This window comes from Rosistilla ulvae (assembly GCF_007741475.1).
Taxonomy (GTDB): Bacteria; Planctomycetota; Planctomycetia; order Pirellulales; family Pirellulaceae; genus Rosistilla; species Rosistilla ulvae.
On sequence record NZ_CP036261.1, the window covers coordinates 6005997 to 6023369 of the forward strand.

Genomic DNA, 17373 nt, shown 5'->3' on the forward strand with positions numbered 1-17373 from the left:
TTCGGGAAGGAAGGAGTAAAGGATCGGGGCACGGCTCCAATCCGTTTCGCGTTTCCATTGCGGAGATCAACCGGCACACGCTAGCGTCCGATTCGCCCCAATGGAAACCACCTCGACGCAGTGCATTGTATCAACCAAGGTTCCCACTGTCCGCGCCGATCCTCGCAACGAATCAACTGGGCAGTAGCAAACCGCTGCGGGGCTCGGCGGTTTGCTTGCGCCGCGCCTTGATCCGCACATAGGGTGCGATATAGGTGGCTCGGTGAGCGAACGCCCCCGGTTCCGCATCGGCCTTGGTGTGCATCGGTTCGACAAGATCTTCGATCACCATCCCCGCGCGGCAGATTCCGCCAACGATCTGTTCCCAGCGATGCAGGTATTCGATCGCGCGATCCTCCCGCAACCGCTTGGCGGCATGCGTCTTCTCCGTCGCCGCAGGGATCGCTTGCTGCCGGTAATAGGTGTGCTGAACCGCATAATGTCCGCTAGCCGATGGGGACAGCGTCGACTGCAAACTTGTCGGTTGTTTGTGTTGGCTGATGTAGAGCGCGCCGGGCAGCAGCAACCGCGCGATCTCTTGAAAAACAGGAGCCACGTCGGGGACGTAACATGTGCTGACGGGATGGATGATCAGATCGAAACTGGCCGAATCCAACATCGGCAGATGCTGCATGTTCGCCTGGATCGTGCGGATCGGCAACTGATGTTCCTGAGCCGCGCGGCGATCGAGTTCCAGCATCTCGCCGCTGATATCGACAACCGTCACGTCGGCTCCCGCTTTGGCGTACAACGCACTCTGCCGACCGCCGCCAGCCGCCAAGCACAACACTCGCCAACCGGCGATGCTTTTGCCCAGCCAGCCGATTCGATCGACAGTCCCCAGCGGATCGCTCAATTCCGCTTTGGTCGCCGGGCGACACAACGGCTCGCCCGCCAACGCCATCTGATCGTACGCGCGGCGGTTGTGATCGATCGCGGCATCGTGATCGTTTTGCGTCAGCCGGGACTGCGGGTCGGAATTGCTCAATTCAATCAACTTTTCTGGTGCGTGATGCGACGCTGCGGTCAGTTTTGCCCTGATTCGCTGACAAACTGCTCGATTCGAGCGATCACATCTCGGTATGATAGGGAGGCCCCGTTCTTGCGGAACCGATCATTGTCGGATCGATTCCCAAAAACGCAACTTCAAATCCGTTTGCCCTCAAATTCCAACGGAATCCCAACATGACGTACGCTCCACTTTCGACGATCCGACCGCGCGTCGGCCGCTCTGCGATAATCAGCTGCTGCCTGCTGATGATCCTCGCATCCTCGGCGATGCTGCAAGCCGCCGACCGTCCGAATATCTTATTCATCATCGCCGACGATCAATCTCCGTTCGACTTGAAGTCGTACAATCCCGATTCGGCGCTGGAGACTCCCGTCCTGGATCGCTTAGCCGCCGAGGGGATGACGATCGACGGAGCGTATCACATGGGATCGTGGTCGGGCGCAGTCTGCACCCCGTCGCGGCACATGGTGATGGCGGGGCGAACGCTGTGGCATCTGCCCGGCCCCAAACCGAACAAGAAGCAAAAAGCCAAAGCGGGAAACAACAAGCCTGTCGGATTCGATCATGCCCCCGCCGATCTGGCGGAGCATACGATGGCAGCGGTCTTCAACCGCGCCGGGTACGCGACGATGCGAACCTGCAAACGGGGGAACAGTTACGAAGCGGCCAATCGCCAGTTCACGCGGCGGCACGACGCGACGAAACGTGGCGGGACGGCGGAATCCGGCAGCGCGTGGCATGCCGAACAAGTCCTGGACTATCTGAACGATCGCGAATCGGAAAAACAGACCGATCCGTTTCTGATCTACTTTGGTTTTTCGCACCCTCACGACACGCGCGACGGTACTCCCGAACTGTTGTCTAAATATGGAGCGGTCAACCATGCCGATCCCGAAACGTTACCGCCAGCCAACGAAGATGCACCGCAACTGCCGGTCAACTACCTTCCCGAACATCCGTTCCATCACGGGCACCCGAACCTTCGCGATGAGGTCAGCGTCAGTGGCGTCTGGAAACGCCGCGACCCGACGACGATCCGCAACGAGATCGGACGCGAATTCGCCTGCAGCGAGAACATCGACATCCAGATCGGCCGCGTGTTGGAAAAACTAGACGCGATGGGAGAACTGGACAACACCTACATCGTCTACACCGCCGACCATGGCATGGCGATTGGCCGACACGGATTGCAGGGCAAACAGAATCTTTATCAACACACTTGGCGCGTGCCGCTGATCGTCAAAGGCCCGGGGATCAAAGCGGCCAGCCGCGCCGAGGGGAACGTCTATCTGTTGGACGTCTTGGCGACGCTTTGCGATCTGGCGGGCGTTCAACCGCCCGAGACCAATGAAGGAACCAGTTTTGCTCCGGTCCTCGAGGGAGAACAGGACAAGATCCGCGACGTTCTCTACGGCGTCTATTGCGGCGGCACCAAGCCGGGCATGCGATGCGTCAAACAAGGGGACTGGAAACTTATCAAATACGATGTCCTCGATGGCAAGGTCCGCGAGACGCAACTTTTCAACCTGGCCACCAATCCGCATGAATTCCTGACGCAGCATCACGCAGCGGCGGTCAGCACGTTGACGGGAACTGCCCCCACCGAGGACCAAGTGAACCTGGCCGACGACCCGCGATTTGCGGAGAAGCGGAAAGAACTGGAAGCGTTGCTGTTGTCGCAGCAGGTGAAGTTCGACGATCCCTACCGATTGTGGGACCAGCCGCAGAACGACTGATCCAGATTGCCAGCATCCCACCGCCAAGGCATCACCGCCGGGGCGGTGGTGTTATAATTCGACCTTCAAAAATCACTCACCTTTCACCCCGACAGGTTCCACATCATGAGATTTCAAACTCTTGCTTCACACAAATGGTTCGTCGCAGCATCTCTGGCCAGCGTTCTACTGGGCGGTGCGATCATGAGCGGACAACTGGGAGACCGATCGATGGCGATCGCCGACGAAAAGCCAGCAGCCAAGACACAGCTGTTGCGGCACGTGGTGCTGTTTAAGTTCAAAGAGAGTTCATCCGAGGCGGACGTTCAGAAGGTCGTCGACGAGTTCGGCAAACTGAAGAGCAAGATCCCGCAGATCCATGCCTATGAGCATGGCACCGAGAACAGCCCCGAAGGGCTCGCCGACGGGTTCACTCATTGCTTTCTAGTGACCTTCAAAAGCGAAGCCGATCGCGCGGCCTACCTTCCCCACGCCGATCACCTCGCCTTTGTCGACGTGCTGAAGCCCCACTTGGACAAAGTGTTAGTCGTCGATTACTGGACCAACGAATAAGCGTCGCCCGATCGCTTGCCGTCGCTGGTCTCGCCGACCAGCGCGGCCGGCCGAAGCATTAGACAGCTTCGACCATCCCCTCGGGATTTTTGTGTTGCCAGTTCCATCCATCGCGACACATGTCCAATAGATTCCGCGTCGCCTTCCAGCCCAGTTCTCGCTCGGCACGCGACGGATCGGCATACGCGACGATCACGTCGCCGGCGCGACGGTCGACGATTTCATAAGGCAGATCGATCCCCGTCGCTTCGCGGAACGCAGCGATCACCTGCAACACGCTCGACCCGGTTCCCGTTCCCAGGTTGTACGTGAAGATCCCCTCGTCGGTGCCGACCTTTTCGACAGCTTTGACGTGCGCCAGTGCGAGGTCGACGACATGGATGTAATCGCGGATGCAGGTTCCGTCGGGCGTGTCGTAATCGCCGCCGAAGACATTTAATTTCTCGTGTTTGCCCAACGCAACTTGCGTGATGAATGGCAGCAGATTGTTAGGAATGCCATTGGGATCTTCGCCGATGTCGCCGCTGGGATGGGCACCGACGGGATTGAAGTATCGCAGCAGGGCGAAGTTCCAACTGGGGTCGCTGACGTAGACGTCGCGCATGATCTGCTCGGTCATCAGCTTGGTCCAACCGTACGGGCTCTCCGCTTGAGCGACCGGATGGTCCTCGGTCACAGGGCGTTGCTGCGGTTCGCCATAGACGGTGCAGGACGAACTGTAGACGAGGTTCTTGCAACCGCAGGAGCGCATCGCATCCATCAGGTTGATCGTGCCGGTGACGTTGTTCTGGTAATACTCCAACGGTTTGGCGACCGATTCGCCAACCGCCTTAAAGGCTGCAAAGTGGATCACGGCATCAAAATCGGCGGCGGCCAAGACGCGGGTCAACGCATCGCGATCCAACAGGCTCAATTCGTGGAATTCCAGCGTCTTGCCAGCCAGTTGTTGGACGCGGCGCAGCGACTCGCGCTTGCTGTTGCTCAAGTCGTCGACGACGACCAATTCGTGCCCCGCCTGCAGTAATTCCACGCAGGTGTGGCTGCCGATATAGCCTGCACCGCCGGTCACTAGAATTCGCATCCGTATCGATCCTGCCCAAGTTAAATAGGAAGTTGGTGTTGTGTCGCGATTTGCGATCGCAGCGATCATCCGGCCCCATCGTGGTCCGAAAAACAGACGTCGCCGCACTCGAGACAAATCGCTGGACGCTAAAGCTTAGGTCACAATCCCACGCTGTCCAACCAGTAGTCGCCGCGCCGCCCCGGGGGCAAATCACTGTTTCATTTGAGCTATCAGCCGCCACGCGTCAGCGGCCCGTTGTCGGGAGAACCGGACGCTAACGGCTCGTCAGTTTAAACGTTAGCCCCGGTTCCGCTGCCACTAAACCGGGGCTAACGCCCAAACGGCTAATGCAAGGAAGCTCCGTTGTGAGTAAACCGACAAGCCGCTAATGCGTGGCGGCTGATTCGCGGAGACCGTAGGTGACGATCGGATCTCGGATTCCCTTGACCGGTTGCGGGGCGTGAGGCTGCAGATCGTGAGGGCGTTTCAGTTGCCTGTGCGTTGCCGCGGTCAACAGCATCGTGGCGCCGACGGTTTTGGTCAGCGATTCGATTCGCGACGCGATGTTCACAGCATCGCCGATCGCTGTGAATTCGAGCCGTTGATTCGACCCGATACTTCCGACCAGCGCGGTTCCCGTATGGATCCCGATACCGATCCGCAGCGGCGGCATCTGCCGCGAATCAAACGCCGTGTTCAGTTCCGCCAAGCGATCGATCATGCTCACCCCGGCATCGACCGCATCGTCGGCGTGCTGAGGGCGATCGTCGCCAACACCAAACAGGGCCATAAAACCATCGCCCAGATATTTGTTGACCATCCCGTGATGTTGCGTCTCGACGACATCGACCATCGCCGTCAGAAACTCGTTCAGCACCGCAACGACTTCGGTGGCGTCGCGTCCTTCGCTGCTGGCGGTGAAGCCTCGGATATCGACAAACATCACAGTGATCTCCCGCTCCACACCACCGAGTCCCGGCACGCTGGCCAGGATCTGTTCGGCCGCTTGGCGGCCGACGTGCAGACCAAACATCCGCCGCAGCGACTCCTTCTCTTTCAGCCCCCGCGTCATCTGATTGAACTCTTCGATCAACGGCCCAAACTCGTCGGCTCGCAACAGCCGGATGTCGGTATCCAACTGGCCGCGACCGACCGCTTGAGCCGCTTTCTTCAGCTCGCGGATCGGCGTTCCGTACAAGCGACCGACCAGCCACGCCGATACGAGCCCGAAGAGCATCGCGATACAGCCGACGGCGATCGGAAAGGCAAGCCCCCGCTGCGCCTCGGGCTGCGGGACGTAGAACAACAGCAGGATCGAAACGATTGGACAAAAGACCGCCGACAGACTCCAAGCGATCCCGCGACCGCGGAGCGTCAATGGATACGCACCTCGAATCGACGACGGCTGGACGTCTTCGAACAACAACGGAAACAGACACTTATGTAACGCAAGTTCCAATGCAAAGAAGGCGTGCGTCAATGCGATCATCGCCGACACGATGATCGAAACCGTCAGCAGGATTGGGACCCGGGAATCGAGCCCACTGTCGGCCAGGTTCAATGGGATAACGATCATCGGAATACACGTCAGCCAGGCCAGGCCGCCGATCAAGATCATCCACCAGGGAAGATTGATCGCCAGGCGTTGAATCGATTCCAGTCGATCCGGGGGGATCGGTAGGGCACGCTCCCGCTGACTCAGTATCGATTGAAAACGCCAGACGACGCTCCCCCAAGCAATCGTCGCCGCCGGATAGACAAGGCAATTGACCCACATGATCGAACGCAGCAGCACCGCCTGCTGAGCGTCGGAGATCAGCGGGCGGACGTGGGCGACGTTGTAAAAAATATTGAAAGCGCTACCGACCAATTGAGCCGCGATGGGAATGATCGCGACAAAAATTAAGGCTTGGCGGTAGGTAATCGGACGCTGCATCTAATCATTGAACCCAACGGCGGGGGTTTCGGGAATGCGGGGCGCCAGAAACCGTAGCTTACCTGCGATGCTCAGGTTACAATGGCGATCCCCGTATATCTTACCCACCTCTATTCGAAACTGGAGTGCCTCGCGCATGCTGCGTTCTGCTTTAATCGTTCCCCTTTTGGCTTTGGTTTGCACCTTCGCCAATGCTCAAGAGTTCACCTCTTTGGTCCCCGAATCGGGACTCGAAGGCTGGCACGGACGTCCCCATTTGGACCCACGCAAGTATGCCGACGTCGACGCTGAAAAGCTTGCTCAATGGAAGCAAGAGACCGAAGCCCACTGGTCGAACAAAGACGGCGTGCTGATCAACGACGGCCACGGCCCGTACCTGACGACCGACAAAGAATACACCGATTTCGAACTGAAGCTGGAATACCGCACCGTTGCCAAAGCGGACAGCGGGATCTATCTGCGTGGCACACCACAGGTTCAGATCTGGGACACAACCGACGAAGCCAAGTTTAAGCACGGTGCCCAACTCGGCTCCGGCGCCCTCTGGAACAACTCCGCCGGCGCTCCCGGCAAAGACCCATTGGTCAAAGCCGACAAGCCGTTTGGCGAATGGAACTCGGTTCGCGTGATCCAAGTCGGTCAACGCACGACCGTCTACTTGAACGATCAATTGGTCGTTGACAATGCCCTAATGGAAAACTACTGGGACCGCAGCCAACCGCTATTCCGCAGCGGCCCGATCCAATTGCAAACCCACGGCGGCGAGATCCTGTGGCGCGACGTTGCGATCCGCGAGATCGGTGCCGACGAAGCGAATCAGATCCTGGCGTCTCATGGGAACGAAGGCTTCGAATCGGTATTCGATGGCAAAACGCTGAACGGTTGGAAGGGTGCTGTCGACAACTACGAAGTCGTCGACGGGATGATCCGCTGCAAGCCAAAGCACGGCGGAACCCTGTTCACCGACAAGACCTACGGCGACTTCAAGGTCCGCGTGATGTTCCGTCTGCCTCCAGGCGGCAACAACGGCTTGGCGATTCGTTACCCTGGCGAAGGCAACCCAGCTTATGCGGGAATGACCGAACTGCAGGTTCTGGACAACACAGCTGAAAAGTATGCCAAGCTCGACGCGCGGCAATATCACGGTTCAGCTTACGGCATGGCAGCGGCGGCTCGCGGCTTCCTTCGCCCTGTTGGCCAATGGAACTTCCAAGAGGTGACAGTCAAAGGACCGACGATCACCGTCGAACTCAACGGCAACAAGATCTTGGAGACCGACGTCAGCAAGGTGACTGAATTCATGGCCGATTCGCCACACCCAGGTCGCGAACTCAGCAAAGGTCACTTCGGATTTGCCGGACACAACGATCCGGTTGAATTCAAAGAGATCAGCATCTTGCCACTGTAAGGTTTGTTCTCAGATCAATAACGCCAAACGCGTTTGATCATAAAGACAGCGACAATCGCCACGACGGAGTTTGCCATCCACACACTGTAGGGTGGCAATTCTCCGTTTTTGGCATAGTCCTGGCCGACGATGAAGATCGGAAAATAGAACAGCAGGATCGGCAGGAAGACCATTCCAAAGCTTGTCCAATAATCGGCGGTCTTAGCCATGATCGCCAACGGTGCACCGACCAGCACAAAGAAGAAACAAGAGAATCCAAACGACCAACGTCGCCAGGGTTCGACGTGCAATCGAGTCAATCGATGGGCGCCGCCACCGATCGCTCCACGCAGCTGTGCCCCGGGCGAGCCGACGATATCGCTCCAGCGACCGTTGGCTAACGCGAAACCTGTCTGCGCCGCCAAACGTTGCCGGTCGATCGACATCGCTTTCTCGCTGCGGATCGCTTCGGGACCAATCAAATACAACGGCAGATCCGCCGGTCGCGAACTGCTGGGGTCACCTTTGGCGAAGGCTTTGTTCAGTGGAATCTCCGGCACGATCTCGCCGGGGAAGTGGCTGCGGAAGGCTCCGCCCCCCTCGATTCGGCTGTCGACTAACCGCAGCATCAACGTCTCCCGCTCGGGATTCAGATGCAAGCTTCCTTCGCTGGCCGTAACGGTGATCGGCAACTCGCTGCCCGAATTGTGCAAAGTGACCGTGGGCCATAACAGCCGGCGATCCTTGACATCTTGAACGTGGATCGAAAACCCTTTGTCCGAACTGTAGGAACGCTGGGCTTGAAGTCGTCGATAAACAATCTCTTCGAGTGAATGCAGCAGCACATGTTTGACTCCCGGCTTGCCCCAGGAGACAGCCAGATCGTTCAACCCCACTGCGATCGGACTGAGGATCAGTCCGAAAATAAAGGCGGGCTTCAAAATCGTCAGTGGTGAAATTCCAGCCGCTTTGATCGTCGCGATCTCTCCGTCGGCAGCGATCCGGCCATAGACAGCGCTCACAGCAAACAGCGCCGTCGTCGGCAACGCAAACTGCAAACTCAACGGCAGGAACAACGGCAACAGCTGCAACAAGGCGGCCGGACCGAGCCCTTGGCGCAATAATTCGCGGGCGACGACGATCAATAAGATCAGCACCGTGAGCGAAACAATCGCAACCAGGAACACCTTCGTGATTTCCCAGAGGATATATCGGGTCAGCCTTGTCGGCATCCGGCAATCACACTTGAGGCCTTGAGAATCTAAATATTGGGCGAAGAATAGCGAATTCCGCGAGAATCGGAAACGCCGATACGCCTTTACTTCGATAGATAATCGGCCCAACTGCTGCAGTCGATGAGTCCCAATCGCAGCGGCGACGTTGCCAATCCGGTGCCGAACCCGAATTGGCGCCAGTCAGTCAAAATAGGAGGGCGAATGCTAGCGAGTTCAGTCGCCCGTTTCGACCTCGGCGCGCGTCAGAATGCTATCACCATTGCGGTCCAAGCGATCGAAGGTTGCATGCAATTCTGAGGGCGTTTGCTGGCGCGTGATCTTGCCATCGCCATCGGTATCGATCCGCTCGAAGACTCGCAAGCGACCGTTTCGCCGAATCGCTTCAGCTGCCCGCTGGCGCATCGTCGGCGCGGCAGCCTTCGCTTCCCCACGCGGCACCGCGTAATGAAAGTACCCGATCATCATCTCGTCCCAAGTCTGATCGCCCCAGCGAACCGTCGCTTTGGGATCGGGATTGTTCAGGTTCTTGGAACTGTTATCAAACGCGGCGGTGCACAGCATCTGCGAACCGGCGTCGACCGACATCGGATTGTCGAACAGATAAAACGTCTGCCAATTAAAGTCGTAAGCGGGGATGTCCAACAACGTGCTTCGCTGGCCGTTAGGGTCGACCAATTCGTACCGGAACGCCTTGCCGCGGAGATGCATGTGCGGACTGAAGCCCAGCAGTTGACTGTTGGGCAAATCTCGCTGCACCGCAGTGACAGTGTAGTTGTCGTCGCCGGGAGGGATGTTTAATCGAGGCTGTACCGCGCTGGTGGTGACGATCTCGTGAGTGATCTCCGCATCGTCGGCAAAGATCATCCCCAGTCGACTGTGGTCGATTTGCGGCGTCCCGATCGGAGTGTAGTGGACTTGGAAGATCAGCTCGCTGCCAGCGGGAATCTTTTTGGCCCAGCCCTTGGGGATCGGTTCAATCCGCGTGCCAGGGACATATCCCACCAAATACCCTCGCTCTGCATTGAGCCGCTTCGATCCATCCTTGGGACGGGCGAAGGCCAAGATGTGATGGACCACCTCGCGATTGCCAGGCTGCAGTTCGGCATAACGCAGCCATTTGTCTTCGGTGAAACCTGGATCGACACGGAAGTATTGGTACTTGACCGCTCCATCGGCTGGAACCTCAAAAGGCTCGGGGCTGACGTTGACGATCATGTCGGGCGCTTCGGGCAGCAGCCAACCGGGAGTGTATTGGATCGGCTCGGGAAGATTGGCCAGATTGCCCGCCGGAGCGCCGGCGTCAGCCCAATCGTATAGCGTCTGTTTGTCCTCGTCGGACATCGAGCGATCGTTGGCAAACGATCCGTGCGCGGGATCGGCGTGCCATGGAGGCATACGTCCGCCGCGAACGGTTTCGGCGATCATGTCGGCCCATCCGGAGACCTCATCGTAATCGGTCAATGCAAACGGCGCGATCTCTCCCTCGCGATGGCACTCGACGCAGTGCTTCTGCAAGATCCGCGAAACCTGATTGCCAAAAGTGATCTTCGCATCGCTGTCAGCTTTCTTTTGACGGCCGATGATACATCCAATCGATCGCGTTACCGGCGTCTTGATCGGACGATCGGCCAGTCGATCGTCGAGCGCATTTTTCAGATCGAAGCTGCGAGGGAAATCGCGGGCGAATCCGATCCCGTATTGGTCGTCGACGCGTCCCCAATAGATGACCTTTCGCTCGCGGTCCAGCAGAAAGACCTCGGGCGTCCGCTCGGCAGCCAGTCGATCGGCGATCCGATTCCCGGCGTCTTTGAGCACAGGAAACGTCAACTTGTGGTCGCGAGCAAAAGCGGCGATCTCAGCGATCGAATCCTGCGTGTTACTCATCACGGCGACAAAGCCGACGCCGCGGGAAGCGTATTCTTTTTCGAGCTCGACCAACCGCGTCGCATACAGTTTTGCCAGCGGACACTGAGTCCCAAAAAACGCGACGACCAAGAGTTGCGGTTCGGCAACGTCTTCGAGTTGCCAGCGCCGTCCGCGAAAGTCGTCGGCATCGATCTGGGACAACTGGGTCCCTAGATGGCCAGCCAACGAATCGGCAGCGGAGAGTGGAGAGGCGATTGAAGCAACGACCAATAAAGCAGCAACGAGCGAGCGAAGCACGAGGTACACCTTTTTCCAAACGAAGATACGGAATCCGAGGCAACCGACACGCCAGCCGACCACCGACGTCTCCCCTCTCAAATGATACGCAATCCCGCCAGAGACCGCACCGTCAAGAAACGCAGGCTTAACCAGAGTTGCATGCTTCCTTGCAGGTCGCACGATTCACCGGCTACCACCCCACAGTCTCACTGCAGCCCCCCCAAGGAACGCCACGGCACACCTACCCACCCATGCCCCTACAACAATAGCATGGATTACGCCATAGTGATGCTTTACAATCCGAAAGGTCGAAGTCGAAAGCACTCGATTTTCTGTTCCGCAGGGCTACCTGCGTCTCCTTCCCTCTCATAAGAAAGTGGTTGACATGGAACCAAAAAAACAAGGATTCACGCTTGTTGAACTGTTGGTCGTCATTGCCATCATTGGAATATTGGTGGGCCTTCTATTGCCAGCGGTCCAGGCAGCGCGTGAAGCGGCTCGACGACTGCAGTGCAATAATCACCTGAAACAATTTGGTTTGGCGCTTCACAACTACGCCGACACGTATGGCAAGTTCCCACACGGATCGGGCGGAGGTGCTCACACCTACAATCGTCTAAACGCGATGGTTTCGATGTTGCCCTTCTTTGAGGAAACGGCCTTGGCGGACATGGTCAATTCGCAACAGACTTTTGGCGGGACGACCTATGGTGCCGGGGGATCGAGCCCTTGGGATTCGAATTACGAATTGTGGGGCTCGCAATTCCAAGTCAAAGGGATGAACTGTCCCTCGGATTCCCCCGTCGGCGACAAACGCAACGGACGCTGGAAAGATGGCGTCGCGGCGACGTCCAGTTATTCGTTTTGCCACGGCGACCATGTGACCGACGTTCGCAACCAAGCCACCTACAGACGCCGCGGACTGTTCGGTACACGCAGCTACGCGACATTTGCGGCGATTACAGACGGGACCAGCAACACGATGGCGATCTCCGAACGCTGCTTCCCACGCGGCCCCCGCAGTGTTTTTGGTAACACAGTCGAGAACCTGACCGGGCTAGAAACCAATCCAGCCCTCTGCTTGGCTCAAGCCGATCGCAACGCCCGCGAATATTTGCCGTCCGCCAATGTCGGAGGCTATCGAATTGGGGGAACGCGGGCCTATGACGGGATGCCGATCTATACCGGATTCAATGCCATCCTGCCTCCCAACAGCCCTTCCTGCTTGGTTGGCAACGTCAACACCCACGGCGTCATGTCGGCGCAGAGCTGGCATCCCGGCGGCGTCAACTGTGTCTTTGCCGACGGTTCGGTCCGGTTCATCACCGAAACGATCGATACCGGCAACCCTGGAGCTGCGGAGAAGTTCTCTGGAGCCAGCCCCTACGGCGTCTGGGGTGCACTGGCCACGATCAATGGTGGGGAAGTCGCACGGGAGTAGCCTGCAACGCCCTCCCCATTTTTCTACTTCGCCCCTCTCTTTTTTAGCAGAGGGGGGAACGACTTGTTCCATTCATTCCCAAGCGAGCGGCGCCTGAATCGGGCGTTTCCATAACGCCCGGTCGCGCTGTCGATCGCTCGCGTTCCGATTTTAGAAAGTGATTGTGCGCATGTTTCGTCATACATTTTACTGCCTCCTTGTCACACTTGGGTTGGCGACTTTCAGCGGCTGCGAGAGAGGACCGCTTGAAAACCCCAATTGGCCCCAACGCTATCCCGCTGCGGGCACGGTCAGTTATCAAGGCAAGCCGATCGAAGGGGCCGACGTGACGTTCACCAATACAACGGCAGGCTCGACCGGTACCGGAAAAACCGACGCCGATGGTAAATTCCAATTGACGACTTATGTTGAAAACGATGGCGTCGTCGCGGGCGAGCATATCGTTGCGATCCGCCGCGTCGATGTTGTCGACAACACGCCCGCCGACGTCGATCTATCGGCCGGCGGCGAAGCGGTCCCGCCGACGATCACTTGGATCATCCCCGAGAAGTATTCGAACTCCGCGAAGTCGGGGCTGACAGCCACGATCAGCGAAACCGAGCGGAACGAGTTTACGTTCGATCTGGAATAGGTTCACTTCCGCGACAAGGACTCCGAAGGTCCAAGTCTAGGCAACTCTCTCACAAGCCACGGCGCGGCGGTCGCATAAAGCCTGGTGGCGCGAGCCCCAGGCCTGATTGATTGGCAGAATGATGCCATCTCCTACTCAATGAACCTGCCTGTCCCTACACGGGCGACTCGCACCGCCGACAGATAGATCGTCTCGGGCTGCGACCATCGGGCACATCCGATGACGATGTCAACGATGATTCAACGAACCCACGACTCTGTGAACTCGGTGCCCTCTGTGGCTTCAAACGACGCGGCGAACCGGGCGGTTGGGTGCGCTCGGTCGGCTGAAGCCTTCACTCCAGCGCGGCGCGTCGATGTATTAATGGGATGGCACCTTTTTAGCTTCAGGCCGAAAGTGGACGTCCATCGAGCCTCCGCCTGACTTCTTCGATGGCGTCGTCGAGCGGCAGTGAAGGCCCCGCCGACGGATTCGTTAGTCGCTGCGACAGAACCTCGCCGTGCCAGGCTGGTACTTCTAGTGAATCTTCGCCGAGCAAAGCCTGCCACAGCACTTCGAATGCCTCTCGACGCTCCTCCCGCGAAAGCCCGTCAATCAGTGTTCGTACTGTCATCTGCAAGGTCCTCCCTAGCCCAGAATAGCGTTCAGGCTTGGGCTTCGAGTACTTTGGGGACAAAGCACGTTTTCGAGTGCTCTCAGTGCAGTGCGACGGGTGCATCGCAACAATGCCCATGCTTAGTTTAAGCCCAAGTGGTATTTCACGCATGTCGTTACGTGAAGATTTGAGTCATGGGGATTTTGAAGCTCTGACCAGGATGCTCTTTTGCTGCTTGCTCCATCAGATCGAAAAACCGCTCCGAACCGTCTAACGGCACAGGAAGATAAGCCCCCAAATAGCTGGTTGTCTTCTTCCGGACACGAACAATAGCCAGCAAGAATTTTACATCGTTGACGTTGCGAGAAACAACATAGTGTTGAGCGTCGTGCGGCGGATTGAAGTTGCGCAATTCCACGACAAGTGACGCGAGCCGCGGTAATTCCAACGATGGGTCATCAATGCGGCGTCGGATCGTTTGAACAACGTCGTGGCTTGCCCATTCGTAACCAAAATATTGAAAAACAATTAGGTATGCGGCCCTAAGGACTGCGGTCTGAAAGTTGTTTTTGGAGTACTTATAAGGCAGAGTGACATTCATTTGCTTGACTTTACCATCAGCGAATGCTTGCTGGATTTCGGCCGCCGACACAGGATTCGATGCCTTGCCGACGACAGTAAAGTTCTTTGCGTCTTCGCCCCATTCAAGGTTGGCGGCAACTTCTTTGCCTTTCACGCTAATTTTTGCGGGCAGAGTTCCGTGACCTTTGAACACGTCGGCAATGACTTGATACCGCGAAAGATGTGCGTCCAAATTGCTGCCGCCGTCGTTGTTGCAAGTTCGACATGTCAGGGTTCGCTGCGTACCGCCAACCGTGCCGGGAACCATGTGTTCCAACGAGAGGTCATCGTACGACGTTTCTCGCCAGCACAACGGGCAAATCAGCGCGTCACTGTTATTGGTCGCGAGTCCGGCAGCTTCGAGGCTTTCGCGGAGATGATAGAACTTAAACCGTTTGTCATCGCGTGTCATTTCGGGATTCCGTTCGAGTCGAAGCCAATACTTACACGCCACAAGTGTTGTTGGTTCACTTTGCCGTTTAGGTATGTTTTCCAGCTGAACGAACTTACGAGCCGACGTATCGCTTATTCCCAAGTAACTATTAGTTTTACGAGTAGCCTCTCCTCATTCGCAACTCGACGCTTTCTAAGAGTAGCAAACTTTTTAGCCATATTGGGGATCGGTGTCAACTTTGGTGCCCTGCCGGACAGTGCATGACTTGAGCCGACGACTGGGCATGCTTCGGCCGCTGACTTGCCGCATTGCAAACCGTTGTGCTGTACCCAAATGCTGTTGCTAAAGAAGTCGCGACGAAAGCGTGACTCTGTGAACTCGGTGCCCTCTGTGGCTTCAAACGACGCGGCGAACCGGGCGGTTGGATGTGCGCGGTCGGCTGAAGCCTTCACTCCAGCGCGGATTAGGCTGGCTCGTCGACTAGGAAGACTGTGAGCGTTCGACAGCCGTGGGCGCCTAGGACCAGCGACTGTTCAATGTCGGCGGTCTTCGATGGGCCGGCGATGAAGACGCCGAAGGGTGTTTCGGGTTGGCCGATTCGTTCGTAGGCTTGGTGCATGTTGCAGAGGATCGATTGCCGCGAGACGACCAGCGCCAAGTGCTGGGTGATGAACAGCGAAGCGCGATGTCGAATGTCGCGGTCGGTGATCCACATCGCCCCGTTTTCGGCCACGCCAAACTCGGCGCGAGCGATTAGAAAATCGAGACTGCTCAACTCGTGCGGGTCTTCTATTTCTTGCAGGTTGACGTTGCCGGGGATCTCGTCGCCGACCAGCGAACATCGACGCGCCGCGTCGCGGTAGACCTCGTCCTGTTCCAGCTTGTTCAGCACCTCCTGCATCGAACCAACCTGCAGACACAATCCACCGACGGCTTCGACCGTTCCGGCGAACTGCGTGGCCGGATCATCGAACCCGATCGCAACTTGGCTGATCGAATCGTCGCCGAAGATCGCAGGCAATTCGACCGGCGTCACCTCGCGGCTACGCAATCGATCGAGGATCGCTTGTCGGCTGTCGCGTGCTCTACTTCCCATTTTTCGCTTCCTTTGATTTCATCCCCTCGTCGACCGAAGTCCCTTGGCGATTGGTCTGCCACCACGAACGGAAACTCTCCGCCGGCGGCTCGGGGAGATCGCGGTCCAGCCCCCACGGGTTGGCACGATTGTAGACCCAACTCTTCGGCAACCAACGCAACGCGCGGCGGCCGAGCGCTCCGGCCAAAGCGTAGATTCGTGGATGCTGGAACAACATACTGCCCGCTCGCATCGCCGCGGTCTTGCTGACCGGCAACAGTCCCTGGGCGGCGATCTGTTGACGCCAAGTGAGCAGTTGATGGTGCAGCGGAATTTTGACGGGACAAACATCGGTGCAGGACCCACACAAACTGCACGCATACGGAAGGCTGCGATGCTGTTTCGTATCGGCTGCCGGCGACAGGACCGATCCGATCGGGCCCGGAACGACCGCGTCGTAGCTGTGCCCACCGCTGCGACGAAAGACGGGGCAGGTGTTCATGCAAGCGCCGCAGCGGATGCATCCGAGCGCCGATCGGAATTCATCGCTGTCGCGGATCCGGCTGCGACCGTTGTCGACCAGCACGATATGCAGTTCGCAGCCCGGCCGCGGGCCATGGAAGTGAGAGGTGTAAGTTGTGATCGGTTGTCCGGTCGCCGAACGGGCCAACAGCCGCACGAAGACGCTCAGGTCGACCAGCCGCGGGATCAGTTTTTCGATCCCCATGCAGGCGATGTGCACGCGCGGCAGCGACGCTCCCAGATCGGCGTTCCCTTCGTTGGTGCAGACGACAAAGCCGCCGGTTTCGGCGATCGCAAAGTTGACGCCGGTGATGCCAACTTCGGCTTCCAAGAACTTGCTGCGCAGATGCTGGCGGGCCGCTTCGGTCAGGTACTGCGGATCGCTCGCCCCCGGTTCGGTCCCCAAGTACTTGGCGAACGTCTCGCCAACCTCTTCCTTCTTAATATGGATCGCCGGCAGCACGATGTGGCTGGGGCGTTCGCCGCGCATCTGCACGATCCGTTCGCCCAGATCGGTATCGATCACCTCGATCCCGCCTGCCTCCAAGTGCGGATTCAAATGGCACTCTTCGGTCAGCATCGATTTGCTTTTGACGACGCGCGTCGCGTTCTGTTTGCGAACGATCTCCAGCACGATCTCGTTGTGCTCTTGCGCGTCGGCGGCCCAGTGGACATGCACGCCGCGCGCCTTGGCGTTCGCTTCGAACTGCTGCAAGATCTCGGGGAGATTGGCGATCGTGTGAGCTTTGATCTGCGAAGCCGTACTTCGCAGCTGCTCCCATTCGGGCAGCGAATGGGCCATGCGATCACGCTTGCTGCGGACAAACCACAGCGCCCCGTCGTGCCAGCGCGAACGCGAGCGATCGGCGATGTAGGCCGCTGCTTTTTCAGGATGCTCGGAAACCGTAGCCATGATGGATTCCAGGTTTTTTAAAAATTGAAGTTGGATCGGGACGCTGTCGTCGGTGGATTGGAGCGCTCGTCGCGAA

At 57.9% G+C, this 17373-nt stretch carries 14 protein-coding genes; 5 read left to right on the forward strand and 9 right to left on the reverse strand.

What is annotated here, in order from left to right:
• Positions 1-172: 172 nt before the first annotated feature.
• Positions 173-1027, reverse strand: a complete 855-nt coding sequence (locus tag EC9_RS21245) for a class I SAM-dependent methyltransferase (protein WP_246105811.1) — start codon at positions 1025-1027, stop codon at positions 173-175.
• 269 nt (positions 1028-1296) lie between these two features.
• Here EC9_RS21245 and EC9_RS21250 point away from each other — a divergent pair, with 269 nt between their 5' ends.
• Both EC9_RS21250 and EC9_RS21255 read left to right on the forward strand, forming a co-directional pair.
• Positions 1297-2787 (forward strand): sulfatase-like hydrolase/transferase, encoded by a 1491-nt coding sequence (locus EC9_RS21250; RefSeq protein ID WP_246106156.1) that lies wholly within the window; start codon positions 1297-1299, stop codon positions 2785-2787.
• Positions 2788-2892: 105 nt separating this feature from the next.
• Positions 2893-3339, forward strand: a complete 447-nt coding sequence (locus EC9_RS21255; RefSeq protein ID WP_246105812.1) for a Dabb family protein — start codon at positions 2893-2895, stop codon at positions 3337-3339.
• 58 nt (positions 3340-3397) lie between these two features.
• Here the strand turns inward: EC9_RS21255 and galE are convergent, their stop codons facing one another.
• Positions 3398-4420, reverse strand: coding sequence for a UDP-glucose 4-epimerase GalE (gene galE / locus EC9_RS21260; protein ID WP_145348096.1), 1023 nt, complete (start codon positions 4418-4420; stop codon positions 3398-3400).
• Between the two features lie 367 nt (positions 4421-4787).
• Positions 4788-6338 (reverse strand): adenylate/guanylate cyclase domain-containing protein, encoded by a 1551-nt coding sequence (locus EC9_RS21265; protein WP_145348097.1) that lies wholly within the window; start codon positions 6336-6338, stop codon positions 4788-4790.
• 136 nt (positions 6339-6474) lie between these two features.
• Between EC9_RS21265 and EC9_RS21270 the strand changes: the two genes are divergently transcribed.
• Positions 6475-7746 carry a 3-keto-disaccharide hydrolase gene (locus EC9_RS21270; protein ID WP_145348098.1) on the forward strand — a complete coding sequence of 424 codons (1272 nt, stop codon included), beginning with the start codon at positions 6475-6477 and terminating at the stop codon, positions 7744-7746.
• A 14-nt stretch (positions 7747-7760) separates the two neighbouring features.
• On the opposite strand, the gene EC9_RS21275 is transcribed toward EC9_RS21270, so the two are convergent.
• Positions 7761-8957 (reverse strand): LptF/LptG family permease, encoded by a 1197-nt coding sequence (locus EC9_RS21275; RefSeq protein ID WP_145348099.1) that lies wholly within the window; start codon positions 8955-8957, stop codon positions 7761-7763.
• Between the two features lie 216 nt (positions 8958-9173).
• Positions 9174-11123 (reverse strand): redoxin domain-containing protein, encoded by a 1950-nt coding sequence (locus tag EC9_RS21280; RefSeq protein WP_246105814.1) that lies wholly within the window; start codon positions 11121-11123, stop codon positions 9174-9176.
• Positions 11124-11490: 367 nt separating this feature from the next.
• Between EC9_RS21280 and EC9_RS21285 the strand changes: the two genes are divergently transcribed.
• Together EC9_RS21285 and EC9_RS21290 are read left to right on the forward strand one after the other, a co-directional pair.
• Positions 11491-12546, forward strand: a complete 1056-nt coding sequence (locus EC9_RS21285; protein ID WP_145349284.1) for a DUF1559 domain-containing protein — start codon at positions 11491-11493, stop codon at positions 12544-12546.
• Between the two features lie 169 nt (positions 12547-12715).
• Entirely contained in the window at positions 12716-13177 is a 462-nt protein-coding gene (locus EC9_RS21290) for a carboxypeptidase-like regulatory domain-containing protein (RefSeq protein WP_145348100.1), read from the forward strand.
• 385 nt (positions 13178-13562) lie between these two features.
• Here EC9_RS21290 and EC9_RS26700 read toward each other — a convergent pair whose 3' ends face one another.
• From EC9_RS26700 to EC9_RS21310, 4 genes are all read right to left on the reverse strand, one after another.
• Positions 13563-13790 carry an addiction module protein gene (locus tag EC9_RS26700; RefSeq protein ID WP_218934329.1) on the reverse strand — a complete coding sequence of 76 codons (228 nt, stop codon included), beginning with the start codon at positions 13788-13790 and terminating at the stop codon, positions 13563-13565.
• A 157-nt stretch (positions 13791-13947) separates the two neighbouring features.
• A complete protein-coding gene (locus EC9_RS21300; RefSeq protein ID WP_145348102.1) occupies positions 13948-14805 on the reverse strand; it encodes an HNH endonuclease in 858 nt (285 codons plus the stop codon).
• Positions 14806-15250: 445 nt separating this feature from the next.
• Positions 15251-15883, reverse strand: coding sequence for a LutC/YkgG family protein (locus EC9_RS21305; RefSeq protein WP_145348103.1), 633 nt, complete (start codon positions 15881-15883; stop codon positions 15251-15253).
• The gene (locus tag EC9_RS21310; protein ID WP_145348104.1) at positions 15873-17297 is read right to left on the reverse strand and encodes a lactate utilization protein B; all 1425 of its coding nucleotides are present in this window, start codon (positions 17295-17297) and stop codon (positions 15873-15875) included. The genes EC9_RS21305 and EC9_RS21310 overlap by 11 nt, the downstream gene beginning before the upstream one ends.
• Between the last annotated feature and the right edge of the window lie 76 nt (positions 17298-17373).